The organism is Campylobacter sp. BCW_6873, assembly GCF_001762365.1.
Classification (GTDB): Bacteria; Campylobacterota; Campylobacteria; order Campylobacterales; family Campylobacteraceae; genus Campylobacter_D; species Campylobacter_D jejuni.
The window spans coordinates 196,341-220,266 of sequence record NZ_MJWS01000065.1 but is presented as its reverse complement, the minus strand read 5'-3'; the positions used below and the strand labels follow the sequence as shown (position 1 = coordinate 220,266).

Annotated in this window: 20 protein-coding genes and 1 pseudogene; 10 read left to right on the top strand and 11 right to left on the bottom strand. The window is 29.8% G+C overall.

Annotated features, from left to right (window positions below; all coding sequences use genetic code 11):
• Nucleotide 1: 1 nt before the first annotated feature.
• From AJ932_RS04950 to yajC, 10 genes are read right to left on the bottom strand one after another with little or no spacing between them, the layout of a single operon-like run.
• Nucleotides 2–2,938: a DEAD/DEAH box helicase gene (locus AJ932_RS04950; RefSeq protein ID WP_070233057.1), complete on the bottom strand. Its 2,937-nt coding sequence runs from the start codon at nt 2,936–2,938 to the stop codon at nt 2–4.
• The gene (locus AJ932_RS04945; RefSeq protein ID WP_002868630.1) at nt 2,938–3,333 is read right to left on the bottom strand and encodes a polymer-forming cytoskeletal protein; all 396 of its coding nucleotides are present in this window, start codon (nt 3,331–3,333) and stop codon (nt 2,938–2,940) included. The genes AJ932_RS04950 and AJ932_RS04945 overlap by 1 nt, the downstream gene beginning before the upstream one ends.
• A complete protein-coding gene (locus tag AJ932_RS04940; protein ID WP_044780205.1) occupies nt 3,270–4,172 on the bottom strand; it encodes a M23 family metallopeptidase in 903 nt (300 codons plus the stop codon). The genes AJ932_RS04945 and AJ932_RS04940 overlap by 64 nt, the downstream gene beginning before the upstream one ends.
• A complete protein-coding gene (locus AJ932_RS04935; protein WP_083261766.1) occupies nt 4,159–5,343 on the bottom strand; it encodes a folylpolyglutamate synthase/dihydrofolate synthase family protein in 1,185 nt (394 codons plus the stop codon). Before AJ932_RS04935 ends, AJ932_RS04940 begins: the two co-directional genes overlap by 14 nt.
• A complete protein-coding gene (locus AJ932_RS04930; RefSeq protein ID WP_002861812.1) occupies nt 5,309–6,706 on the bottom strand; it encodes a hypothetical protein in 1,398 nt (465 codons plus the stop codon). Before AJ932_RS04930 ends, AJ932_RS04935 begins: the two co-directional genes overlap by 35 nt.
• On the bottom strand, nt 6,690–7,202 hold the full coding sequence (gene lptE / locus AJ932_RS04925) for an LPS assembly lipoprotein LptE (RefSeq protein WP_002860199.1): 513 nt from the start codon (nt 7,200–7,202) through the stop codon (nt 6,690–6,692). Before lptE ends, AJ932_RS04930 begins: the two co-directional genes overlap by 17 nt.
• Nucleotides 7,199–9,628: a leucine--tRNA ligase gene (leuS, locus tag AJ932_RS04920; protein WP_070278118.1), complete on the bottom strand. Its 2,430-nt coding sequence runs from the start codon at nt 9,626–9,628 to the stop codon at nt 7,199–7,201. Before leuS ends, lptE begins: the two co-directional genes overlap by 4 nt.
• Nucleotides 9,629–9,639: 11 nt before the next feature.
• The gene (secF, locus tag AJ932_RS04915; protein WP_070278120.1) at nt 9,640–10,611 is read right to left on the bottom strand and encodes a protein translocase subunit SecF; all 972 of its coding nucleotides are present in this window, start codon (nt 10,609–10,611) and stop codon (nt 9,640–9,642) included.
• Nucleotides 10,611–12,191 (bottom strand): protein translocase subunit SecD, encoded by a 1,581-nt coding sequence (gene secD / locus AJ932_RS04910; protein ID WP_070278122.1) that lies wholly within the window; start codon nt 12,189–12,191, stop codon nt 10,611–10,613. The genes secF and secD overlap by 1 nt, the downstream gene beginning before the upstream one ends.
• A complete protein-coding gene (gene yajC, locus AJ932_RS04905; RefSeq protein ID WP_002786346.1) occupies nt 12,184–12,456 on the bottom strand; it encodes a preprotein translocase subunit YajC in 273 nt (90 codons plus the stop codon). Before yajC ends, secD begins: the two co-directional genes overlap by 8 nt.
• On the opposite strand from yajC, the pseudogene AJ932_RS04900 reads away from it, so the two are divergent.
• Nucleotides 12,429–13,755, top strand: a pseudogene (locus tag AJ932_RS04900) (apolipoprotein N-acyltransferase). The gene yajC and the pseudogene AJ932_RS04900 overlap by 28 nt on opposite strands.
• Before the next feature lie 236 nt (nt 13,756–13,991).
• On the opposite strand, the gene metK reads toward AJ932_RS04900, so the two are convergent.
• Nucleotides 13,992–15,188, bottom strand: a complete 1,197-nt coding sequence (gene metK / locus AJ932_RS04895; protein ID WP_070278124.1) for a methionine adenosyltransferase — start codon at nt 15,186–15,188, stop codon at nt 13,992–13,994.
• A gap of 139 nt (nt 15,189–15,327) precedes the next feature.
• Between metK and sstT the strand changes: the two genes are divergently transcribed.
• From sstT to smpB, 9 genes are read left to right on the top strand one after another with little or no spacing between them, the layout of a single operon-like run.
• Nucleotides 15,328–16,551, top strand: coding sequence for a serine/threonine transporter SstT (gene sstT / locus AJ932_RS04890; RefSeq protein WP_070278126.1), 1,224 nt, complete (start codon nt 15,328–15,330; stop codon nt 16,549–16,551).
• A 9-nt stretch (nt 16,552–16,560) separates the two neighbouring features.
• On the top strand, nt 16,561–17,448 hold the full coding sequence (locus tag AJ932_RS04885; protein ID WP_052857573.1) for an aspartate carbamoyltransferase catalytic subunit: 888 nt from the start codon (nt 16,561–16,563) through the stop codon (nt 17,446–17,448).
• A 3-nt stretch (nt 17,449–17,451) separates the two neighbouring features.
• Entirely contained in the window at nt 17,452–19,173 is a 1,722-nt protein-coding gene (locus AJ932_RS04880) for a M3 family oligoendopeptidase (protein WP_070274758.1), read from the top strand.
• A complete protein-coding gene (locus tag AJ932_RS04875; protein WP_002861821.1) occupies nt 19,167–19,604 on the top strand; it encodes a hypothetical protein in 438 nt (145 codons plus the stop codon). The genes AJ932_RS04880 and AJ932_RS04875 overlap by 7 nt, the downstream gene beginning before the upstream one ends.
• Nucleotides 19,601–21,676 (top strand): ATP-dependent helicase, encoded by a 2,076-nt coding sequence (locus AJ932_RS04870; RefSeq protein WP_070278128.1) that lies wholly within the window; start codon nt 19,601–19,603, stop codon nt 21,674–21,676. The genes AJ932_RS04875 and AJ932_RS04870 overlap by 4 nt, the downstream gene beginning before the upstream one ends.
• Complete coding sequence (gene truB, locus AJ932_RS04865) at nt 21,673–22,491, top strand: tRNA pseudouridine(55) synthase TruB (RefSeq protein ID WP_002861823.1); 819 nt, start codon at nt 21,673–21,675, stop codon at nt 22,489–22,491. The genes AJ932_RS04870 and truB overlap by 4 nt, the downstream gene beginning before the upstream one ends.
• Nucleotides 22,485–22,712 (top strand): carbon storage regulator CsrA, encoded by a 228-nt coding sequence (gene csrA / locus AJ932_RS04860; RefSeq protein ID WP_002852854.1) that lies wholly within the window; start codon nt 22,485–22,487, stop codon nt 22,710–22,712. The genes truB and csrA overlap by 7 nt, the downstream gene beginning before the upstream one ends.
• A complete protein-coding gene (locus AJ932_RS04855) occupies nt 22,709–23,476 on the top strand; it encodes a 4-(cytidine 5'-diphospho)-2-C-methyl-D-erythritol kinase (RefSeq protein WP_070278130.1) in 768 nt (255 codons plus the stop codon). Before csrA ends, AJ932_RS04855 begins: the two co-directional genes overlap by 4 nt.
• Nucleotides 23,473–23,925 (top strand): SsrA-binding protein SmpB, encoded by a 453-nt coding sequence (gene smpB / locus AJ932_RS04850; protein ID WP_002852861.1) that lies wholly within the window; start codon nt 23,473–23,475, stop codon nt 23,923–23,925. The genes AJ932_RS04855 and smpB overlap by 4 nt, the downstream gene beginning before the upstream one ends.
• The last annotated feature ends 1 nt before the right edge of the window (nt 23,926 follow it).

Below are 23,926 nucleotides of genomic sequence, written 5' to 3'. Positions count from 1 at the left end.
TTTAAGCCTTTCTTAAATGCGTTAAAATTGCCTCTAAAATATCATCATCGTCTTTGCTTTTTGCTTTGATGAGTTCTTTTTCATCATTTAAAGCAGTAAATTGAATATTTTGCTCATAGTTGCTAATACTTTTAAATTTATTTAAAGCTAAAATTTTAATAATAATCAAAGATAAAAATTGCTTAGTATAAACGTCAAGTTTTCCAAAGCGATCTTCAATTTCACCTTCGATCTCATAAACCTCATGAACTTGCTCACACTTGCTAAGTCTTCTATAAAGTTCTAATCTTAAGCGATCTTCGCTGATAAGCTCACTATTTAAAAAGGCATTAACATTGAGTTTTAAATCAAGTTTATTTTCTTTTTGATCCACTTCATTTTTACTTAAAGCATTAAGTTCATCTTCTAACATTTTAAGATATAAACTATATCCAATTTGCTCGATATGTCCACTTTGATCTACGCCTAATAAATTTCCACCGCCACGAATTTCAAGATCATGATAAGCCAAAACAGAACCTGCGCCTAAAAAAGAATTACTTTCTAAAGAAACTAGACGCTTTAAAGCATCTTTTGTGATAGCATTTTTATCTTCGATTAAAAAATAACAATAACCTTGCTTATCACTTCTTCCTACACGCCCACGCAATTGGTGCAAATCAGCCATACCAAAACGATCGCTTTTTTCTACTATGATAGTATTTGCATTAGGTAAATCAATCCCACTTTCTACGATAGAGGTACTTAAAAGCAAATCATATTCTTTGTTTTCAAATTTCAACATTTCTTCTTCTTGCACCTTGGCATCGATTTTAGAATGTAAAATCAAAATACGCAAAGTAGAAAAAAGTTCTAATAAATGTTTTTTACACTGCTCTATACTTGCAATATGATTATGAATATAAAAAATTTGCCCACCACGTCTTAACTCTCTTGCTATAGCTTCTTTTAAAAGTGCGTCATCATTTTCTTTGACAAAAGTTCTTACATCCATTCTATCTTCTGGTGGAGTTTGTAAAACACTATAAGATTTTATAGAACTTAAAGCTTGATTTAAGCTTCTTGGTATAGGGGTTGCTGACATGGATAAAATATGTGAATTTTGAGTGATTTCTTTAAGCTTTTCTTTTTGCTTCACTCCAAATTTATGCTCTTCATCAATAATAACAAGAGCTAAATTTTCACATTCTACACTTAAAAGCGCATGAGTTCCTACAACTACACAAGCTTTATTTTCTTTTAAATTTTGTAAAACTTGTTTTTTTTCTGCACTACTTGTAAAGCGATCCAGTTTAAAAACCTTTATATCAAAAGGATCAAAACGCTTTTTTAAGGTTTTATAATGCTGATGAGAAAGCAAAGTTGTAGGCGCAAATAAAAATGCACAAAATCCACTTTTAACCACTGGATAAATAGCATTCATGGCAACTTCTGTTTTTCCAAAACCCACATCACCGCTTAAAAGCCTATCCATAACTTTTCCACTTTGAAAATCTTGCAAAATTTCATGACAAGCTTTCTCTTGATCGCTTGTATAAATAAAACCTGCACTAGTTATAAAATCAGCTTGTCTATTTAAATCCACTGTAATTTTTTTTGCTTGCACCAAAGATCTTTTAGCCGCCATAATAACAATTTCAGAAGCTATGGCTAAAAGTTTAGTCTTTAATTTTTCTTTAAGTTTAATAAAGCTTGTTTTACCTAGTTTATCTAAGCTTGGAATAGATCCACTCACACCCAAATATTTATCAATCAAATAAAGATTTTCCACTGGTAATAAAAGCTTATCAGAATTTTGATACTCTATAGCAACAAACTCTTTTTTTGCTCCGCTTATCACTATCATCTCAAGACCTAAAAATTTGCCCACTCCATAATCTTCGTGCACTATATAATCCCCATTTTTAAGCTCATCTATAATCAAACTAGCTTTTTTTCTTGTTTTTTGTTTTTCTTTTTGATTTAAAGAAATGATTAGCTCTTCAGGACTAATAAGATTAAGCCTTAAATCACTTTTTACAAAATGGATATTTTGAGTATCTTCAAGCTCCAAAGCTTTAAACAAAGCTTCATTTTTAGCTAAAAGTGTGATTTTTTTATTTTTATGAAATTCAAAAAAATCTTTATTGTAAGAACTTTGCAATTCTTTAAATTTTTTAGCTTGAGGTAAAATTTTTGCATTCACAAAACTTATATCTTTTTCATATTCATTAATATCAAACTTTTCACAAGCTAAAAAATCAAGTTCTAAATAATCAAAAAAATCATCAATACACCAAAATCCTAAAGAATTAATATCATGTATTAAAGTATCGCTTTGAAAATCTTCTAATTTGTCCTTAAAAATTTCATAATTTTCTTTGTCAAAATATTTTAAAAAAGGACAAATTTCAAAATATTCTAGTTCATTAGGAATAGACTTTTGACTTTGCAAATCAAAATATCTTATGCTTTCAATCTCTTCGCCAAAAAGTAAAATTCTAATAGGATTTTCTTCATTGATACAAAAAATATCAATAATATCCGCACGAATTGAAATTTCACCTTTATCCTGAACTATATCTACAAATTCGTATCCCAATCTTGAAATTTCATCTTCAAAACATTTCAAATCAAAATTTTGTTTTTTATCGATATGATAATTTTGTAAATGTTTTTTTGAAGGAAGTTTTTTTAAAACAGTATTTAAAGGAGAAATAAGGATTTTTTTTTCTTCTTCTTTATGATAAGCATTTAAAATCTTGCAAAGATCAAAAAGTTCTTTGGAAAAAGCCCTTAAATCATCTCCAAACTGCGCTCTAAAATCAGGTAAAACAAAGGTTTTTAAACCCTTAAATCGTGAAACTTGAGCAAGTAAATCTGCTTGTTTTTCATCTTTACAAAGCAAAAGTTCACAAATTTTTGGATTTTGTAGGTATTCATAAAATGAAGCTTGCATTATTCTTCGTTGTTATTTTCAATAAGTTTGATAGTATCTTCTTTAATTTTACTAGTTCCATTAAAGCGACCGCCATTTTCTATAGAAATTTTTTGCGTTGAAATATCGCCATTAACAACTCCGCCTGCTAAAATTTCTAAACTATTAGCCTCAAGCTGCCCTTCAAAATACCCATTTACTACAATTTTATCTGCTTGTAATTCACCTTTTAAATTTCCATTTTTTCCGATAACTACAATACTTTCAGAATGAATAATACCACTTAACTCTCCATCAACATGAAGCATAGAAGCAAAATAAAATTTACCCTCAATTCTCGCACCTGAAGAAATTACTGTTGTTTCTGAGCTAGAGCTGGATGTTGGGCTGATACCGCCTTTATTAAAGATTGCCATGGAACTCTCCTTTCTTGATTAAAAAAATCATTCATATTTTTTCTTTGCAAATTTAAAAAATACAAAGGTTCTAAAGTTTTATTAATAAACCTTACCTCATAGTGCAAATGCGGCCCCGTAGAAAGACCTGTATTGCCACTATAACCTATCAACTGCCCTTTATTAACAAATTGACCCGCTTTGACTACTTCTTTGCGCATCATATGAGCAAATACTGTTTTAAAACCAAAATTATGCAATAAAATTACATTATAACCATAGCCATTATCATTATAACCTGAAAATTCCACCACTCCACTTGCTGGTGCATAAATAGGAGTACCAATTTCTGCTCTTAAATCAATGCCAGGATGAAATTCCCTTCTTTTTAAAAGCGGATGCTCTCTCCAGCCAAAATTTCCCGTAATACCTTTATTTTCAATAGGCCATCCATTAGGAATTTGTCCCAAAATTCCAAGTTGCTGCTCATTGGTAAGCTGAAGATTATCAAGTCTTGCACTAATTGTAAGATTATTTTCTGCTTCTAAGCCCAAAGCCTCTTCAAAAGAAGCTATTTTATCTTCTATAGCTGCATACTGCTGAGTTTTTTCTTCTATGCTTTTTTGCATTTGCGAATTAGATAATTCCAATTCTTTACTTTTTTTCAAAAGCTCCTCACGCTTTTCACTGATATCACTAAGTTTGCTATCGAGATATTTGATATAAAAACCACTAAAAACTAAAAATAAAACAATAAAAGCAATAGTATAAAAAACTATTTTTTTGATTATTTGATTTAAATAAAAATGTCTTGAACCGTTAATATCTGTAATGGTAATAGTGAATTTATTTTTTACCACACCACTCCTTTAAAAAATTTTCTACCAGCATAAAAGAGCCAAAAACTAGATTTTTTTTATTTTCTTCTAATTTTACAAATTCTTTACATTGTATGCCTAGCTTTGATGCAATACTATAAATTTCATCATCAGCCAGCTTTCGTTCTGCACTTTTATATTTATATATTTGTATTGTATCAATAATAGGCTTTAATGCATTTAAAATTTGAAAAATATCCTTATCCAAATAAGCATTATAAATAAGATTTATTTTTTCTCCTTGAAATTTATCAAGCATAGCCTTAGCAGCCATGGGATTATGACCCACATCAACAAAAAAATTTGGAGAAATTTCTTGGCATCTTCCTTGTAAATTTAACTCTTGTAACTTTTTTAAAGCTTCTAAGGTTTTTTCTTGCGAAGTTAAAATTTCACAAGCCTTTAATGCAAGCTTTAAATTATGCTTTAAAAAACAAGGTAAAACAAACTTTTTACAATAAATCTCAAATTTTTCTTTCAAAAAAGGATTTAAGGAAGAAACTTGCAAATTAGCTTTTTTTAAAAAAGCAATTTTTTTTGCTAAATTTAAAACATTTTGCTCTTGCTCATCACTTATAAGTGCTATAGGCGCCATAACTTTAAGCTTGGTTCTTGCAATATCTTCTAAAGAATTGCCCAAAATTTGAACATGGTCAAATCCAATTCTTGTAAAAATATTCATTCTTCTTTCAAAAACAGAAGTAGCATCATATTCTCCACCCACTCCTGCTTCTAAAACAATGAAATCGCATTTTTGAAATAAAATCATAGCTAAAAAAGTAGCATATTCGAAATAACTTAATTTTTGCAAGTCTTGTTTAAAAATTTCTTCAAGTCTTATATGAGCTTGTTCTAATTCTTCATCATTTGCAATCTTACCATCAAGATAAAATCTTTCATTAAAACTGAAAATGTGGGGGCTAGTATAATGCCCTATTTTATAATTTAAATTTTCTAAAAGTTGGGTTAAATATCTACCCGTACTACCTTTACCATTTGTGCCTATAAGTTGAATTATAGGAATATTTTTAAAATATTTCTTATATTTTTCATACATTCTAAACATCAAAAAACGATCAATTTTATCGTAATTTATACTTTTTTGAGCTAAAAAATTCTCAACTTTCATTATATTGTTCATTAACCGCTGCAATTTGCTTTATTAACTCATCTAAAATATTAATACTTGGCTTACTTTGCTTATCAAGATAAGCCACGTGAATTTTAGGAGTTATAATATCTTGCTTATAAATAAATCTAAAATTTTCTATAGTTTTAAGATTTGTATTTACAAGCTGTGTAATTTCATCTTTGCTTTTTCCTGGCGAAACAATCAAATAACTCTTTTCATCTATCATCCACAGTTCATCAAATTCGCTACAAGAATCTTTTAAAATTTTTTTAAATCGAACAAAAATTTCATTCAAACTTCCCATACCATATTTTTCCATAATGAAACGGTAATTTACTATAGAAAATAAAGCTAAAGAGTAATTAACTTTATACTTATTAAAATTTTCATCCATTTTATCAAGCTCTTTAAGAACACTCCAAGCCTCTCTCTCCTCCAAACTTTGCGTGAATTCAATTTGATTATTTAAAGATGTAATTTTTTCTCCAAGTTGTTTAAATTTTAGTTTTAAATCCTCAAAACTAAGTTTTACTTCCCCATTTTCATCTGGTTTTAAGGTATTAATAAAATCCATGTTTTGTTCATTCGATTTATTAAGCAAAACAAGCAATTCATAGATTTTTTTTAGATTATCATTAAAAAAATTTAAATTTTTTTGGACATACATATTATCGACCATTATGCGATGATTGATAAATTCCATTAATTCGTTCTTAAAATTTTCTTCGCCTATTACAAAAGGCTTTTGTGTTAAATTTTGTATAAAACCTTGAATTTTTAAATCTTCCACCAATGAAGGATTTAAACCCAAGCATAATAATTCACTAAAGTGCTCATAACTACGCTCTTCAAGTTTAACTAAGAGTTTTTTAATCACGCTATCATAATCATCATATTTACTAATGCCATATTTACGAGCTTGTTCTTCTAAATTATTTTCATCATAATTTCTTTCAAGCTCTTTCCATTTTTTGGTAAGCAAGTAAATACTTTCACTATCCATAGTTTTAGAAATTCTAATCGAAGTCACCTTAGCCAAATCTCTTATCTTTTTATCCTTACTTATTTGCAAAGTTTTAGATATGGTATATAAAAAATCAAAAAATTCACTAAATTGTTTTCCGCTTTGTCTATTTAAAACAGAAATTAAAAAACTAATTAGTTCTTCTAAACTTCTTATAGTTTTAGAATTTAATTCTTGTTGATAAATCGGTAAAAGTAAGGTTTTGTATTTGTCAAGTTTAGCTTTATTTGAGCTTGTGATACCATATTTTAAAGATAGTTCTTCAAAAATTTCCGTATAATTTTCAGGAGTTGGTTTTAGTTTTCTTTCTTTTAATGCAATTAAAGTTTGCTTTGCTATTTCATTAGTATTTGGAATCACGTTTTTGCCCTTTAATAGCAATTACGGAAATAAACTCATCAAATGCCTCGCTTGAAGCTGCTCGAATAGCCTCATACCTTGCAGAATCACTAATAATACTATTTGGAGAAATTTCAAAATTATAACTTCCACTTGTACTAAAAGCCTGACTTGAACCATCTTTAAAGACAACATTAAAATCTAAATTTAATTTAGCTTTATAACTAATGACATAGCCATTTTTATCATAAGCTAAAGGAATAAATTCTAAATTATTCATTTTAACATTAATTACATCATCTGCCTCGTGTTTTAAAGCAAGCTTGCGCCCTAATTTTGAAATTACCATTTCTTTTAAAGTATCGGCAACATAGATACTATTTTTTGGGTCTTGTTGACTTAATTCAACATTAACATAAACTTTCTCATCGAAAATATTATTAGCGATTTTTGATGTAGGAACATATCCACAAGCACCTAAAAATAAACCTATACAAAAAATTAAAATCTTTTTCATTTAATCACTAGATTAACTAGCTTTCCTTCCACATAAATTTCTTTAACTATACTCTTACCTTCAAGCCATTTAGCAGTATTTTCTTTTGCAAAAGCTAAAATTTCTTCTTTACTCGCACTACTTGAAATTTCAAATTCAGCCCTTTTTTTACCATTAATACTTACAGCTAAATTTAAAGTATCTTTTACAAAAACCTCTTCTTTGAGTTCTAATTTTTTAAAATTTTTACATTTAAAAAGCTCCTCGCTAAGCTCAAAACAAACATGAGGAATGATAGGCTCTAAGATATTTAAAATAATATAAAAAGCCTCTTGCTCCAAAGCTTCATTTTTACAAAGCGCTAAAGCATTTAAAGCCTCCATACAAGCTGCAATTAAAGTATTGAAAGCAAAACTTTGATGATAAACTTCAAAGGATTTTTTCAAAGCTTCATATACCTTTAATCTTGCATATTTTTCTTCTTTATTTAAATTTTCTTGTTTTAATTCTACAAGCTCACCTTTTTTAATATTTTGCGCCCTATCATAGAGTTTACAAATAAATCTATAAGCCCCTTCAACCGCATCATCATTCCATTCAAGCTCTTTAGCCGGAGGTGCGGCAAAAAGTATAAAAAGTCTTGCGGTATCAGCACCGTATTTTTCTATAATCTCATCAGGATCTACAACATTGCCTTTTGATTTTGACATTTTAGCACCATCTTTTAACACCATACCCTGAGTTAAAAGTTTATCAAAAGGTTCATTTTGTGTTAAATAACCCAAGTCTCTTAAAGCTTTTTGGAAAAATCTCGCATAAAGTAAATGCAAGATTGCATGTTCAATACCACCTATATATTGATCCACACTCATCCAATACTTTACACTTTTTTCATCTAAAGCTTTTTCCTGCCAAGTTCTCTCATCACTTGCAAAACGTGCAAAATACCAAGAACTTTCAAAAAAAGTATCTAAAGTATCACTTTCTTTTTGAGCCTCTTTGCCACATTTGGGACAAATACAATTTTTCCAAGTTGGATGTTTATCAAGTGGATTACCCTCACCTGTAATTTGCACATCTTCAGGTAGGGTAATAGGTAAATTTTCTAGTTTTTGAGGCACTATACCACAAATTTGACATTTAATCATAGGAATAGGCGCACCCCAATATCTTTGGCGTGAAACACCCCAATCACGAATTTTAAAATTTACAACCCTTTTTCCTATATTTTTAGCTTCAAACTGAGAAATGATTTTTAATCTTACCTCATTACAATCAAGATTATCAAATTCTTGACTATTAATTAATTTTCCTAATTTTTGCGTATAAGGTAAATTTTCTTGAGTTTGAATAACTTGTTTGATGGCAAGATTATATTTTGTTGCAAATTCAAAATCTCTTTCATCATGAGCTGGAACAGCCATAACCGCTCCACTACCATAATCAGCCAAGACAAAATTAGCCACCCACAAAGGAATTTTTTCTCCGCTTAAAGGATGAATGGCATAAATTCCTAGAAAATAACCTTCTTTTTCAGAACTTTGTCTTTCTCTTGGGCTTTGATTTTGAATAGTTTTGATTTTATTTAATACATCTTGATTTAATAAATTTTGCGAAAGCAAATTTTGAACAATTTTATGTTCTGGAGCTAAAGCGATATACGAAACTCCATAAATTGTATCTGCTCTTGTAGTAAAAACTTCTAAAGAACTTTCTTTGGTTTTTTGCTTGCTTTCTTCGTCTAAATTTAAAGAAAATTCCAAACCTTCGCTTTTACTAATCCAATTTTCTTGCATAGTTAAAACTTGATTAGGCCATTTATCTTTTAATTCTTCTAAATCTTTTAAAAGTTCCTCAGCATAAGCAGTGATTTTTACATAATAACCTGGCATTTTTTTCTGCACCACTTCATGACCACAACGCCAACATTTTCCGTCTTCAACTTGCTCATTAGCCAAAACCGTTTGATCTTGCTCACACCAATTTACATTTGCTTCTTTAGTGTAAATCAAACCTTTTTCAAACATCTTAATAAAAAATTCTTGCTCAAATTTTGTATAAAGTGGATCTGAAGTAGCAAGCATTCTTTTTTTAGAAAAAGAAAAACCTAAAGAAAAAAGTTCTTTTTTCATATAAGCTATATTTTCATAAGTCCATGACTTAGGATGAATTTTATGTTTAATAGCTGCATTTTCAGCAGGCATACCAAAACTATCAAAACCTATAGGATGTAAAACATTAAAACCTATCTTGCGATAATATCTTGCTAAAGCATCACCTATAGTATAATTTCTTACATGCCCCATATGAATGCGCCCGCTAGGATAAGGAAACATCGATAAAATATATTTTTTAGGCAAATTTAAATCATCTTTTGGCTCAAAATATTCATTTTCATCCCAAATTTTTTGCCATTTTTTTTCTATTAAACTTGCTTCATAAGCCATAAAAATTCTCCTTACACTGTTCCTTTTTCATACATTGCACGATTGCGTTCTTTATCTTGTTTTCTTTTTGCTTTTTCAATTTCTTTATTTCTAAACTCAAGCACACTAAATTTAAACCACAATAATGTCGGACTTGCAACAAAAATAGAGCTTAAAGTTCCTGCTATAATACCTACAATTAAAGCCAAAGAAAATCCCTGTATCATTTCCCCTCCAAAGAAATAAAGTATCACAACGGTTGCTAAAGTTAACCCTGAAGTTAAAACCGTTCTTGATAAAGTTGCTGAAACGCTTTCATTGATAATAGGTGCAAGTTCGGTTTTTTTACTTGTTTTAATACCTTCTCTGATTCTATCAAAAATAATAATTGTATCATTCAAAGAGTACCCAAGTACAGTTAAAACAGCAGCCAAGGTATCTAGATTGACATCAATTTTAAATAAAGAAATTGCCCCTAAAGTAATCACAACATCATGAATTTCACTGATTATAGCCGCAAGAGCAAAACGCCACTCAAAACGCAACGCTATATAAATTAAAATTGCTATCAAAGATATAGCTATGGCCATAAGTCCTTTATTTCTAAGTTCATCACCTACTTTTGGACCCACCACATCGGCACGACGCACTTCAAATTTTCCCGTATCTTTTAAAAGAGTACTTATATGCTCGCCTATATCATTGCTTACATTATCATTACTTCCTAAAAAGCGTATGGTTACTTCCTTATTGCTTCCAAATTCGGTTACAGATAAATTTTGAAAAGTTCCTTGTTTTTCTAAAATTTCTCGGATTTGTGTTATAGGAGCTGCATTTTCATATTTAAGCTGAACTAAAGTTCCTCCGCTAAAATCAATACCATATTGCAAACCCCTATCCCAAAGCAAATAAATAGAACCAAAAAACAAAATAAAAGAAAGAGAAATAGCAGCAAAACGCATTCTCATAAAATCATAAATTTTCTTTTCGCTAAAAAACTGCATTATCTTCTCCTGTAACCAAACCAAAATCTTGTATTATTACTTTTTTCTATGCGTTGCATAAAATAATCAAACATTCCATGAGTTCCTAAAATAGCTGTAATCATAGAAACAACGATACCAATTCCCAAAGTCACAGCAAAACCTTTAACTGCTCCTGTTCCATAGGCATAAAGTGCTACCGAAGTAACTAAAGAAGTGATATTTGAATCTATAATCGCACTCATAGCATTTTTATAACCTTGCTCTATACTAGCTCTTATATTTACTCCATCTCGCAAGAGTTCTCGTATGCGTTCATTGATAATCACATTTGCATCTACTGCCATACCCACAGTTAAAACAAGTCCTGCCATCCCTGGTAAAGTTAAAGTTGCTCCAAACATAGCCATAACAGCCACTACTACCAAAACATTAACTAACATTGCAATATTTGCAAAAATTCCTGCCACACCGTAATACATCATCATAAATATTACAATAAAAACCGATGCACCAATTAAGGCTATCATACTCATTTTAATACTATCAGCACCTAAAGATGGTCCTATACTTCTTTGTTCAAGTAATTTTACAGGCGCAAGCAAAGCTCCACTTCTTAAAGCTACCGCCACATCACGCGCTTCTTCTTGGGTAAAAGCTCCACTGATTTGCCCACTACCTCCACCTATGCGTTCATTGATAGATGGGGCAGAATACACTTTATTATCAAGTACAATAGCAAGACGCTTTCCAACATTTGCTCCTGTATAATCAGCAAATTTTTTAGAACCCTCGGCATTTAAAGTAAAATTAATCACAGGATAATTACTCTTATCACTAATCCCTACTCTAGCATCAGTAAGCATAGATCCATCTAAAATAGGTATGCTTTTTAAGGTATATTTTAAATTTGGATTTCTAGAATCAGGCACTAAAATCAGTCCATAACTCGCAGCCTCAGCGTCGCTCATTGTGGAAGCTTGACCCATTTTAGAATCATCAACTTCCATAAGTTGTAAATGTGCTGCTTTTGTGATGCGTTCTTTTGCTCTTAGTTCATCTTCTTTGGTTTTAATCCCTGCAAGTTCAACCAAAATCTTATCATCACCTTGTTTAGCAACTGTTGGCTCTGCTAAACCAAATTGATCAAGCCTATTTCTTATGGTTTCAACTGCTTGCAAAAGTGTAAAATTTTCTATATTTTTTACTTCTTCTGAGGTAAAAGAAATTTTATAGTGCATATTTTCACTTTGTATATTAATTCCTTTTATTTCTTTAAGCAAATTTTCAACTTTTGCAATATCCGCATTATCAAGCAAAGTAAATTCTAAAATATCATCATGGGTATTTAAGCCATCATTTAAAATATTTTCTTTATTAAAAGAATAACTCAATGAAGATGCAATTGATTTTATTTTAGATTTTACAGCTTCTTCATTATCTACACCTAAGAGCATATAAAGCCCACCTTGCAAATCAAGCCCTAAATTAATCTTCGCACCACGTTCTGACTGCAAAAAAGAAGGGAGTGAAAAAGCTACTCCAAAAATAAATACCGCTATAAAAATAATCAAGCGATAATTGATTTTAGAATTACGCATCAATTTTCTTTGCTATAAATTCTCTTGAAATTTTTGCAGTAACATTGTCTTCATTAAGCTTAACTTTGATAAAATCCTCCTCTGGTTTTACGACTTCACAAATAAGTCCGCCATTAGTGATGATTTTATCTCCCTTTTGCAAAGACTCAAGCATTTGTTTATGTGCTTTTGCTTGTTTTTGTTGCGGTCTGATCACCAAGAAATAAAAAATTGCAAATAACACTACAAGAGGTAACAATGAAGTTAAAATTGAATTTTCTGCCATATTTTTCCTTTATTCCAAAAAAATTAAACACTAATTCTATCATTTTTAAAATAATAAAAGTCTTTTTTATTGCAATTTTACTTTCAAATTCTATTTATCTATCATTTTTTGAAAATATTTTTACACAAACCATTAGCCCGTTTTTAGCTATTTGGGGGTTAGTTTTACTCCTAAAAAGTAAAACTTCTAAACAATATTTTTGGATAGGTTTTTTTGTAGGGATTCTTTGGTTTTGGTGGATTGCTTTATCTTCAATTTATTTTAATCTAAACTATTTAGTACCAATTATACCAATTATCATTGGTTTTATTTATGGGCTGCTTTTTAGATTATGTTATTTATTAAAATTTGATTTTTTAAGACTTTGTGGAATTTTTTGCATAAGTTTTATCCATCCTTTAGGATTTGATTGGCTTAATTGGGGAATTTTTACAGTTTATGGTTTTTTTGACCCAAGTTATCGTGGCATTATTTGCATATTTTTAATAGCATATTTCATCTATGAGGGTTATATATCAAGATATTATAAAATAGCAATTGTTCTTATTTTATTCTTTAGTGGATTTCAATATAATGAAAAACAAGCTCAAACTCTTAATTTAAACTACAAACTCATCAATACTAATATCTCTCAAGATCAAAAATTTTTACAAGAAAATTTAAAATCAAATTCTGATATCCTAATTCAAGATATATTTCAAGCTATAAATGAAAAAAAAGAACTTGTAATCTTGCCTGAAACCGCTTTTGCTTTTGATTTAAAAAATACCAAATATGAACTTATGCTTAAAGAATTATCTTATAAAATTACCATTATTACGGGAGCATTTTATACTGAAAAAGAGCATACTTACAATAGCACGTATATCTTTAAAAAAGGCAATGTCTATATTTTAAATAAGCATTTTTTAGTTCCCTTTGGTGAAGAAATTCCATTTTTTAAAGACTTAATAAAAAAATATTTTCTTAAAAATATTGAAGAATTTTCCCAAGGTCCTATACAAAGCAAATATAAATTAGACAATCAAATTATTACAAATGCAATTTGTTATGAAGCTACCAAAGAACAAAACTATCAAAATTCACAAATTATTATAGCTCTAAGCAACAATGCTTGGTTTAATAATAGCAGCGAATACAAACTCCAACAACTCTTAATGAAATTTTATGCAAGTAAATATGGGGTTAGTGTTTATCATGCTACAAATGGTAAAGAGAATATAGTTATACTCCCTAAAAAGCTTTTAAGTAAAGATTGGAAAAAATTTATCCAAAGAAATATTTAATGATAAAAAATAATATTAAAATTTTAATTTTAAAGTAATTTAAGTTATTTTATATTATAATTCTGTCAAATAATATTTTGACTTAGAGGGGTTTTTACCCCAAAGCTAAATTAATTTAGCTTCCTTCCTAACTTTTATATTTATGGGGGATATTGAAAAATATCCCTCTAAGTCAAAAATTAATACAACTTCATTAATTCTTTATAATTATACAAGCCTTATTTAAGCTTGTATAATATTGTTAATTTTTTAAAGCAGCTTTTTAAACTGTTCTAGAGCATCAAGTTGTTCCCAAGGATAGTCCTTTTGCCCTACTTGCCCACGAGCCGCTACATCCGCATAAAGAAAAGTTTCTTTACTTGGTTTATCCAGATGAAATTTATCACGGATCCAATTTGGCGTTAAAGAGAAGTTTTGCATAACAAAATCACTTAAAACATCATCATTTACACTGGTATTTGTGCCCATACAATCCACACTTACCGAAGTAGGTTTTGCAACACCTATAGCATAACTAAGTTGAACAATACATTTTTTAGCAAGCCCTGCTGCAACTATATTTTTAGCTAGCCATCTACCTGCATAAAGTCCACTTCTATCAACTTTAGTATAATCTTTGCTTGATTGTGCGCCACCACCTATTGGAGAATAACCTCCAAAACTATCTACTATAAGCTTTCTTCCTGTTAAACCACTATCATGCAAAGAAGAATGATTGATATATTTACCAGTTGGATTGATTAAAATTCTAGTTTTATTAGGATCAAAAAGTTCTTTTGGTAAATTACTATCTAAGATAAGTTTCATCACCAAAGATCTTAAATCTTCTATTTTCATACTTTCAACACAAGGTGCAGAAACTACTATAGTATGGATACTTTGCGGTTCGCAATTTTCAAAATTCGCCTTAGTACCATAATCAATAGTTACTTGAGTTTTAATATCCACTCCAAGTTCATGTGGATTTGCTTTTGCATAAGCATAAACTCTATCGCATAGCATTCTTGCATAACTAATAGCTGCTGGCATGTATTCTTCAGCTTCGCAACTTGCAAAACCAAACATAATACCTTGATCACCTGCTCCTGTTTCGCCATCTTCTTGATCGACACCTTGATTGATATCAGGGCTTTGTTCATTTAAAAACACCATAACATCAACTTCATCAGGATGCAAACACTGCTCTTTACTAAAATACCCTGCCCCGTCATAACCAATGTTTTTTAAAACATCTTTAACTAAATTATCGTAATCAGCCTTACTAAGTTTGTGATTTGACTTAACTTCGCCTCCTATCACAACCTTATTTCCTGCGACAAAAACCTCACTCGCCACCCTTGAATTTTTGTCATTTTTCAAGAGTATATCCACTATCGTATCAGCGATTATATCAGCGCACTTGTCTGGATGACCTGCACTTACGACTTCTGAAGTGAATAGATACATAAAAAGTCCTTTCATTTAAAATGAACCACAATTGTATCCAAATAAACTTATCAAAGCTTGATAAATTAAAAATTCTCTAAAATTAAGCAAAAGTTAGTTAAAATCAACTTCTGATATAAAAAATATTTAAAAGGTTTTTATGTTTTCTAAAATCATTCAAAGCTACGCTAAAGGCAACCTCATAGTTCAAATTTGCATAGGTATAGTACTAGGAATACTTATAGGCATTAGTTCTAAAGAAATATCTGAAATTGCAAATTTACTCGGAATACTTTTTACAAGCGCCTTAAAAGCTATCGCTCCTATGCTTGTTTTTATTTTAATTTTAACCTCAATTTGCACTAAAGATTTTTCTCAAAGTGGTGCTAAGATCAAAAATATTATTATTTTGTATATAGTAGGTACCTTTCTTGCTTCAGCTTGTGCGGTTCTTGCTAATTTTTTCTTCCCTATAAAGCTTGTTTTAGATGGAGTTCAAACTGCTACAAACTCATCTCCAACCCACATGAGTGAGATTTTTAAAGATCTTTTATTTAAAATTGTCGATAATCCCATAAATGCTCTTTCAAGCGGGAATTATTTAGGAATTTTAACCTGGGCAATAGCTGGAGGTATAGCATTAAAACACTGTTCTAACGAAGCAAAACAAGTTTTTATAGATATTAATGAAGGGGTTTTGAAAATTGTTAAATTTGTAGTAAAACTTGCTCCTTTTGGAATTTTTGGACTTGTGGCTAATTCTGTAGCACAAACAGGAGCACAAGGTTTACTAAGCTATGTAAAACTCTTAATTTTACTTGTAGCTACTATGCTTTTTGTTACTTTTGTTATCAATGCTTTAATAGTCTTTTTTTATACAAGAAAAAATCCTTTTCCTTTGATTTTTATCTGCTTAAGGCACAGTGCATTTTTTGCTTTTTTTACAAGAAGTTCAGCAGCAAATATTCCTGTTAATATGGCACTTTGCGCCAAACTTGGCATAGATAAAGAATTTTATGGCATTTCTATACCTTTAGGAGCTACTATCAACATGGCAGGAGCGGCAGTTACTATAGCTATTTTAAGTCTTACTGCAGCCAATACCGTTGGTATAGAAATCAGTCTTTTGCAAGCCCTTTTATTAAGCATTATTGCCACCTTTGCAGCTTGCGGGGCTAGCGGAGTTGCGGGTGGATCCTTACTGCTTATACCTTTGGCTTGTTCTTTATTTAATATAGACTATGATATTGCTATGAAGGTAGTTGCCATAGGTTTTATTATAGGGATTATTCAAGATAGTGTTGAAACTGCTTTAAATAGTTCTACAGATGTTCTTTTTACAGCAATTTGTTCTAAAAATGAATTAAATTATAATATCAAATAAGGTAAAAGTATGCGTCATCTCATCACTACAAAGGATTTTAATAAAGTCGAAATTATGGAGCTTTTTAAAGAAGCAAGTGATTTCTTAGATGAAAAACCTAGAACTTTTCTTAAAGGAAAAAGTATCACGACAATTTTTTTTGAAAACTCTACACGCACCCTTTCATCTTTTGAAAGCGCTGCAAGAAGATTAGGTGCTAGGGTTTTACGCCTTGATGTTTCAAGATCAAGCTCTAGCAAAGGAGAAACTCTTTATGATACTGCTGCTAATTTAGATGCGATGAGTCCTAATGCTATTGTTATAAGACACGCAAACTCAGGAGTTCCTTTGATATTGGCAAAGCATATGCATTGTCCAGTTGTTAATGGAGGAGATGGAAAACACGCCCATCCTACCCAAGCTTTGCTAGATTTATTCACTATTTATAATCATTTTCAAGGCGATGTCGAAGGTAAGAAAATTTGCATCGTAGGTGATATCAAAAATTCCCGCGTTGCAGCGTCCAATATAGAACTTTTAAGCAGATTTAATCTTGATATTACCCTAGTAGCTCCACCACATTTTATGCCTAATACCCATCTTAAAAAACATTATAAGCTTGATGAGAATATCATAGCAAATTCAGATATTATCATGAGTCTTAGAACACAAACAGAAAGACATAATAAAACCGTTTATGCTTCACTTAAAGACTATGCAAATGATTTTTGTATTCAAAAAAGCTTGGTAAAAGATAAAAAGCTTATTTTACTACATCCAGGCCCTGTAAATCGCAATATTGACATAAGCGATGAAATGATGAGTGATGAAAGAACTTTAGTTTTAAAACAAGTTAAAAATGGAGTGGCCATTAGAATGGCTGTTCTTAAAAAACTCATATTAGAAAATGAAGGATAAAAAATGTTAGAATGGGATTTAAGTGCTTTATTTCACAATAAAGAAGCGTTGCAAAATTTTACACAAGATCAAATCCAACAAAGTTTAAATTTTAAAAAAGACTATGAAAATAAACTCTATACATTAAATGCTAATGAGTTTTTACAAGCTTTAAAAGATTATGAAAATTTAAATCAAGCTCTTGGCAAAATCATGACTTATGCTTATTTGCTTTTTGCTAAAAACACTCAAAATGGTTCTTTTTACGCACAATACGAAGAAGAATGCAAAAAAATAGAAGAAAATTTACTCTTTTTCGAGCTTGAATTTTGTGAGTTAGTTCCTGAAAAAAGTCAAGAATTTACAACTTTTTGTAAAGATTATGATTTTTATCTTTCTAATTTATTGCAAAACAAACGCTATAATCTTAGCAAAAACGAAGAACGCATTATGCTCTATCTTTCAAATACAGGTGCAAATGCTTTTAGTAGGCTTTTTGATGAAAGTATGAGCGCTTTAAAAATCCCTTTTGAAGGTAAAAAACTTAGTGAAGAAGAAATTCTAAGCAAAATGTATGATGAAGATAGAAAGATACGCAAAAAAGCTGCTAAAAAATTCAGTAAAGTTTTGCAAAAAAATAGCAGACTTTTAAGTTTTATTATCAATATGATAAAAACAGAAAGAAAAAATATAAGCTTATTAAGAGGTTATGAAAATGCTGAAATTTCAAGACATATCAGCAATCAAATTTCACAAAAAAGCGTTGATTCTTTGATAGCAAGTGCGCAAAAACATTTTAACTTAGTATCGCAATTTTACAAAAGAAAAAAACAAATTTTAGGCTATGATGAGCTTAAAGACTACGACAGATATGCGCCCATAGGAAAAGAAGCAAGTTTTGATTTTAAAACAAGTAAAGATATTGTTTTAGAGGCATTTCAAGCTTTTTCTTCTCAATTTTATAATATAGCAAAAAATGCTTTTGATCAAGGCTGGATTGATGTTTATCCACAAGAAAATAAACAAGGGGGTGCTTTTTCACATTCTGCAACTTCTGATGCGCATCCTTTTGTTTTATTAAACTACACCGATAAAAGGCGTGATCTTTTTACACTTGCACATGAATTAGGACATACTATCCATCAAAAACTTTCTTACAATGTAAGCTACTTAAATCAAAACACACCTTTAACCACCGCAGAAACAGCTTCAGTTTTTGCCGAAATGCTCGTATTTGATTTTATTAAAGATAAGTTAAAAAAAGAAGAACTCCTATCTTTATATGCAAATAAAATCGAAGATATTTTTGCAACTTTTTATAGACAAATTAATTTTACTTGTTTTGAAAGACGCTTACATGCTCAAGAAAATGAATTAAGCACCGAAGAAATCAATAAAATTTGGATGGAAGAATCTCAAAAAATGTTTCAAGACAGCGTAAAACTTACAAAAAATTATGCTTCTTGGTGGAGTTATATTCCTCATTTTATCCATTCTCCTTTTTACTGCTATGCTTATGCTTATGCACAACTTTTAGTTTTAGCTCTTTATGGACTTTACAAAAGTAAAAAATGTGAAAATTTTAAAGAACTTTATATCAAAATGCTTTCTTTAGGTGGAAGTGTGAGTCCAAAAGAACTAGTAGGAATGTTTGGCTTTGATATAGAAGATGAAAATTTTTGGGAAATAGGCATAAAAGAAATTCAAAAACTCATCAATGAATTTATGGAGTTACAATCATGCTAGAAACAATCTTAAAAAATGAAAATTTTATCCATACCATGCAAAAGCATTGCTATGAAGTTATTTCACACCTTATAGAAGAAAATATAGAATTTTCCATAGTTGCAAATACAAATTTCATAGATTTTAACCCTGAACTTCCCAAAGAGCTTGATGTTAAACAAAATCCTTATGCTCTTTTTGCTCTTGGAGGATACACCTTTGAATCCATACAACTAAATAAAGATTTCATTCAATTTCACGCAGGTTTTGGAAATGATGATTTTGATAGTTTTGTAAAGGTTGATTTAGGAGCTATCACGCAAATTCAAATAGAAAATAGCATTTTATTTGTTAATTTTAGCCTTTATAAACGCGAAGATAGTAAAAATTTACAAAAATCTAAAAATATATTTTTAAATAATCCAAAAAATAAAGATATTTTCAAAAAATGAATCTATTTGAAGATTTAAATGATAGTCAAAAACAGGCAGTAAGCCACATTGATGGAGCCATGCTTATCCTAGCGGGTGCAGGTAGTGGAAAAACCAAAACTATCACCACTCGTCTTGCTTATCTTATCGGTGAAGTAGGCATCCCCTCGCATAACACTCTTACTCTTACTTTTACAAATAAAGCAGCTAGTGTTATGCGTCATAGAGCATTAAATTTTCTACAAGGCAATCACAATCCTTTGCTTTGCACCTTTCATAAATTTGGACTTTTATTTTTAAAACTCCATTTTGAAAGATTGGAGCGTAAAAATAGTTTTATTGTTATCGATACAGATGATACAAAAAAAATAATTAAAGACTTAATCCATGATAAAAACAAAGATAATGTCTATGATATTATCAAATACATATCTTATTGCAAAAATGAAGGCAAAAAAGTAAGCAATGTCTTTGAAGATTTAAATTTACTAAAAGAACATAATTTTGAAAAATATCAAAATGAATACAAATTTGCCAACTATTACCGTGCTTATGAAGAATACTTATTAAAACAAAATTTTGTAGATTTTGATGATCTTTTATTGCTAAGCAATCTCATTTTAGAAAATGATATAAATTTTGCCAAAGAACAAAGCTTACTTTATAATTACATTACAGTTGATGAGTATCAAGATACTAATACCTTACAATATAAAATTCTAAAAAATCTATGTTGTATGCATGAAAATATCACAGTTGTTGGTGATGATGATCAAAGTATTTATAGTTGGCGTGGAGCAAAAATTGAAAATATTTTAAATTTTCAAAACGATTTTAAAAATGTTAAACTTGTAAAACTTGAACAAAATTATCGTTCAGTAGGGACTATTTTACAAGCAGCAAATAATCTCATATCTCACAATGAACAACGACTTGGAAAAACTTTAATCTGCACTAAAGATACTGGGGAAAATATTAAAATATTAAAAAACGAAAACGAAAAAGATGAAGGTTTATATATCGCTCAAGAAGTAAAAAAATTGCTAAATTCTGGAGTAGAAGCTAAAGAGATCGCCGTTTTATTTCGAGTTAATGCACTATCAAGAGCAATAGAAGAAGCATTTATGAAGGAAAAAATTTCTTATAAACTGCTTAGTGGTATGCGTTTTTATGAAAGATTAGAAATAAAAGATTTAATCTCGTATCTTAGACTTATCTTAAATCCAAATGATGATTTGTCGTTTAGGCGCATTATTAATCGCCCCAAAAGATCCATAGGAGAAAAAACCCTAAAAAATTTAGAAGAATATGCAAAAAAACGTCAAATTTCACTTTTTGATGCCTTATGTGAAAGCGATGGTGGTGTAGGAATTTTAACAACAAAAAAAGCACAAAATGAAGCAAATATTTTTATACAAAATATTCACACTCTAAAAAGCTACGATAATGCAAAAAAGGTTTTTGACAATATAGAAGAATTATTTAAAATCAAAGATTATTTTTCAGAGCAAGATGATGGAGATGAAAGAATCAGAAATCTTGATGAGTTTTATGCTAATCTAAGAGAAAAACTCAAAGAAGATCCCGAAGCTTCTTTAGAAGATCTACTTAGTGAAATTTCTTTATTAAGTGATCAAGATAATTTAGATGAAGAATGTGTTTGCTTGATGAGTATTCATGCTAGCAAAGGTTTGGAATTTGATTATGTTTTTATAATAGGCTTTGATGAAGGATTTTTTCCTTTAAATAGCGAAGAAAATCTCGAAGAAGAACGCCGTCTTGCTTATGTTGCCATCACTCGCGCCAAGAAATTTCTCACAATAAGTGTTGCAAATTCTCGTTTTTATCATGGTTCAAGAGCAAATATCAATCCTAGTCGCTTCTTAGAAGAAAGTAAATTAATCAATGAAAAATCAAAAAATCAAAATATACAAAAAACTAGTTTTTGCAAAGGAGATCTAGTTAAACATAAAATTTTTGGCATTGGCAGGGTTGTTGAAGTTAATAAAAGCGGAAAAGAGGAAAAGCTTAATATTAATTTTGGTGGCATAATGCGTGTAATCATGGCAAGCTTTGTGGAAAAAGCAGTATGAACAAGATCTTTGCAGCCTTTAAACCAAGGGGTTTGAGCTCTAATGCCTTTTTAAGCACTTTAAAGAAAAAATATAAAAATAAAAAAGCAGGATATTCTGGCACTCTTGATCCTTTCGCCAAAGGGGTTTTAATCGTTGCATTTGGACAATACACAAAACTTTTCCGTTTTTTAAAAAAAACTCCAAAAACCTATAAAGCTACTTTATGGCTTGGAGTTTACTCCTTAAGTCTTGATGATCAAAATATAAAAGAAATTCAAAATATAAAAGAATTTGATCTTGCAAATTTAAAACAAATCATTGATCAAATGCAAGGAATTATCTCCTATACACCACCTCAATTTAGCGCCAAAAGAATCAATGGAACTCGCGCCTATGAACTTGCAAAAAAAGGTATAGAAGCAATTTTAAAACCTTGTCAAATGGAAGTATTTGATTGTAAGATCTTAAGCTATAATCATCCTTTTTTAAATATTGAAATCACAGTCAGTGAAGGTGCTTATATAAGATCTTATTGTGAACTTTTTGCTAGAAAACTAGGTATTAATGCAACTTTAAGCTCTTTAGAGCGCATTAAAGAAGGTAAATTTGTTTATAATAATGAGAAAAGCTTAAATGTGTTAAAATACATTAACCTAAAGCCAAATTTTATCAAGGATTTAAATAAACTCGAAAATGGTGCTAAAATTTTTGTCGAAGAATTAGAATTTCATGATGAAGGAGATTATTATATTGAAACAGAAAAATATTTTAGCATAATTAATATTAAAGAAAATACAGTAAAATATCTTCTGAATAAGGTTGAAAAATGTTAATATTATCAAGAAAAGAAAATGAAAGTATAATTATCGGAGAAGGTATAGAAATCAAAGTCGTTCAAACAGGGAAAGGATATGCCAAAATAGGCATAGAAGCTCCAAAATCCCTTATGATACTTAGAAAAGAACTTGTTCAACAAGTAAAGGATGAAAATTTGCATTCTGTTGTTCAGAATGATATTAAACTTGATGACTTAAGCAAAAAACTAATCAAATGAAAGCTTACGCTAAAGCAAATATTTTTTTAAAACTTACCGGTTTTGACTCAAGAAAATATCATCTTTTAGAATCACGATTTATACTTTTAAAAGATCTTTTTGATGAGCTTGAGCTTGTTGATAAAGAATCAGATTCTAAAAAAGAATTTGAAATCATTAGTAATTTTAAATGCGAAAATAATATTATTCAAAAGGCTTATTTACTACTTTCTAAAAGATATAATAATGAATTAAAAGAATTATTTAGCAAAAAAAGCCTAAAACTCACAAAAAATATCCCAGTATGTGCTGGACTTGGCGGTGGAAGTAGCGATTGTGCGAGTTTTTTACTGCTAATGAATGAAACCCTAAATTTAAAATTAAACCTACAAGAACTTATAAATTTAAGCATGCAACTAGGAAGTGATATTGCCTTTTTTTTAAGTGGCTTTCACTCTGCTGATGTAAGTGGCTGTGGTGAAATTATAAAAGAATTTGAAGATGACATACCTAATTTAAAATGGACTTTTCCACAAATATCTTGCCAAACTAAAGCTGTTTATGATGAATTTGATAGAGGAATATTTGACTTTCAAAAAAATAATAATCAAGTGCAAATCTACAAAAAACTCAGCACAAAAGAGTTGTTGCAAAACTTTAAAAACAAAGAATTAAATGATTTATTTACTCCTTGTGCAACTTTATATCCTAAAATGAAGTCTTACTTACAAGAAGATTTTTTTCTAAGCGGTAGCGGTAGTAGTGTTTTTAAGGTTGATCGATGAAAATTATTGCGAGAAATAAAAAAGCTTTATTTGATTATAGCATCATAGAACGCTTTGAAGCTGGAATTGTCCTTAAAGGAAGTGAAGTTGTAGCCTTAAGAGCAGGAAGAGCAAATCTTAAAGACTCTTTTGTTCGCATTATAAAAAATGAGATTTTTTTACTTAATTCTCATATTTCATTGCTTCATACTACACATTCTTTCTATAAACACGAAGAAAGAGGCGCTAGAAAGCTTTTAATGCATAGAAAACAAATTGATAAATTATTAGGTAAAGTAAGTATAGAAGGATATACTATCGTTGCATTAGATCTTTATTTTAACACGAAAAATAAAGTAAAAGCCACTCTTGCTTTAGCTAAAGGGAAAAATTTACACGACAAGCGTGAAACTTTAAAGAAAAAGCAAGCCGATTTAGAGGCTAGAGCTGCTATGAAAAATTATAAATAAA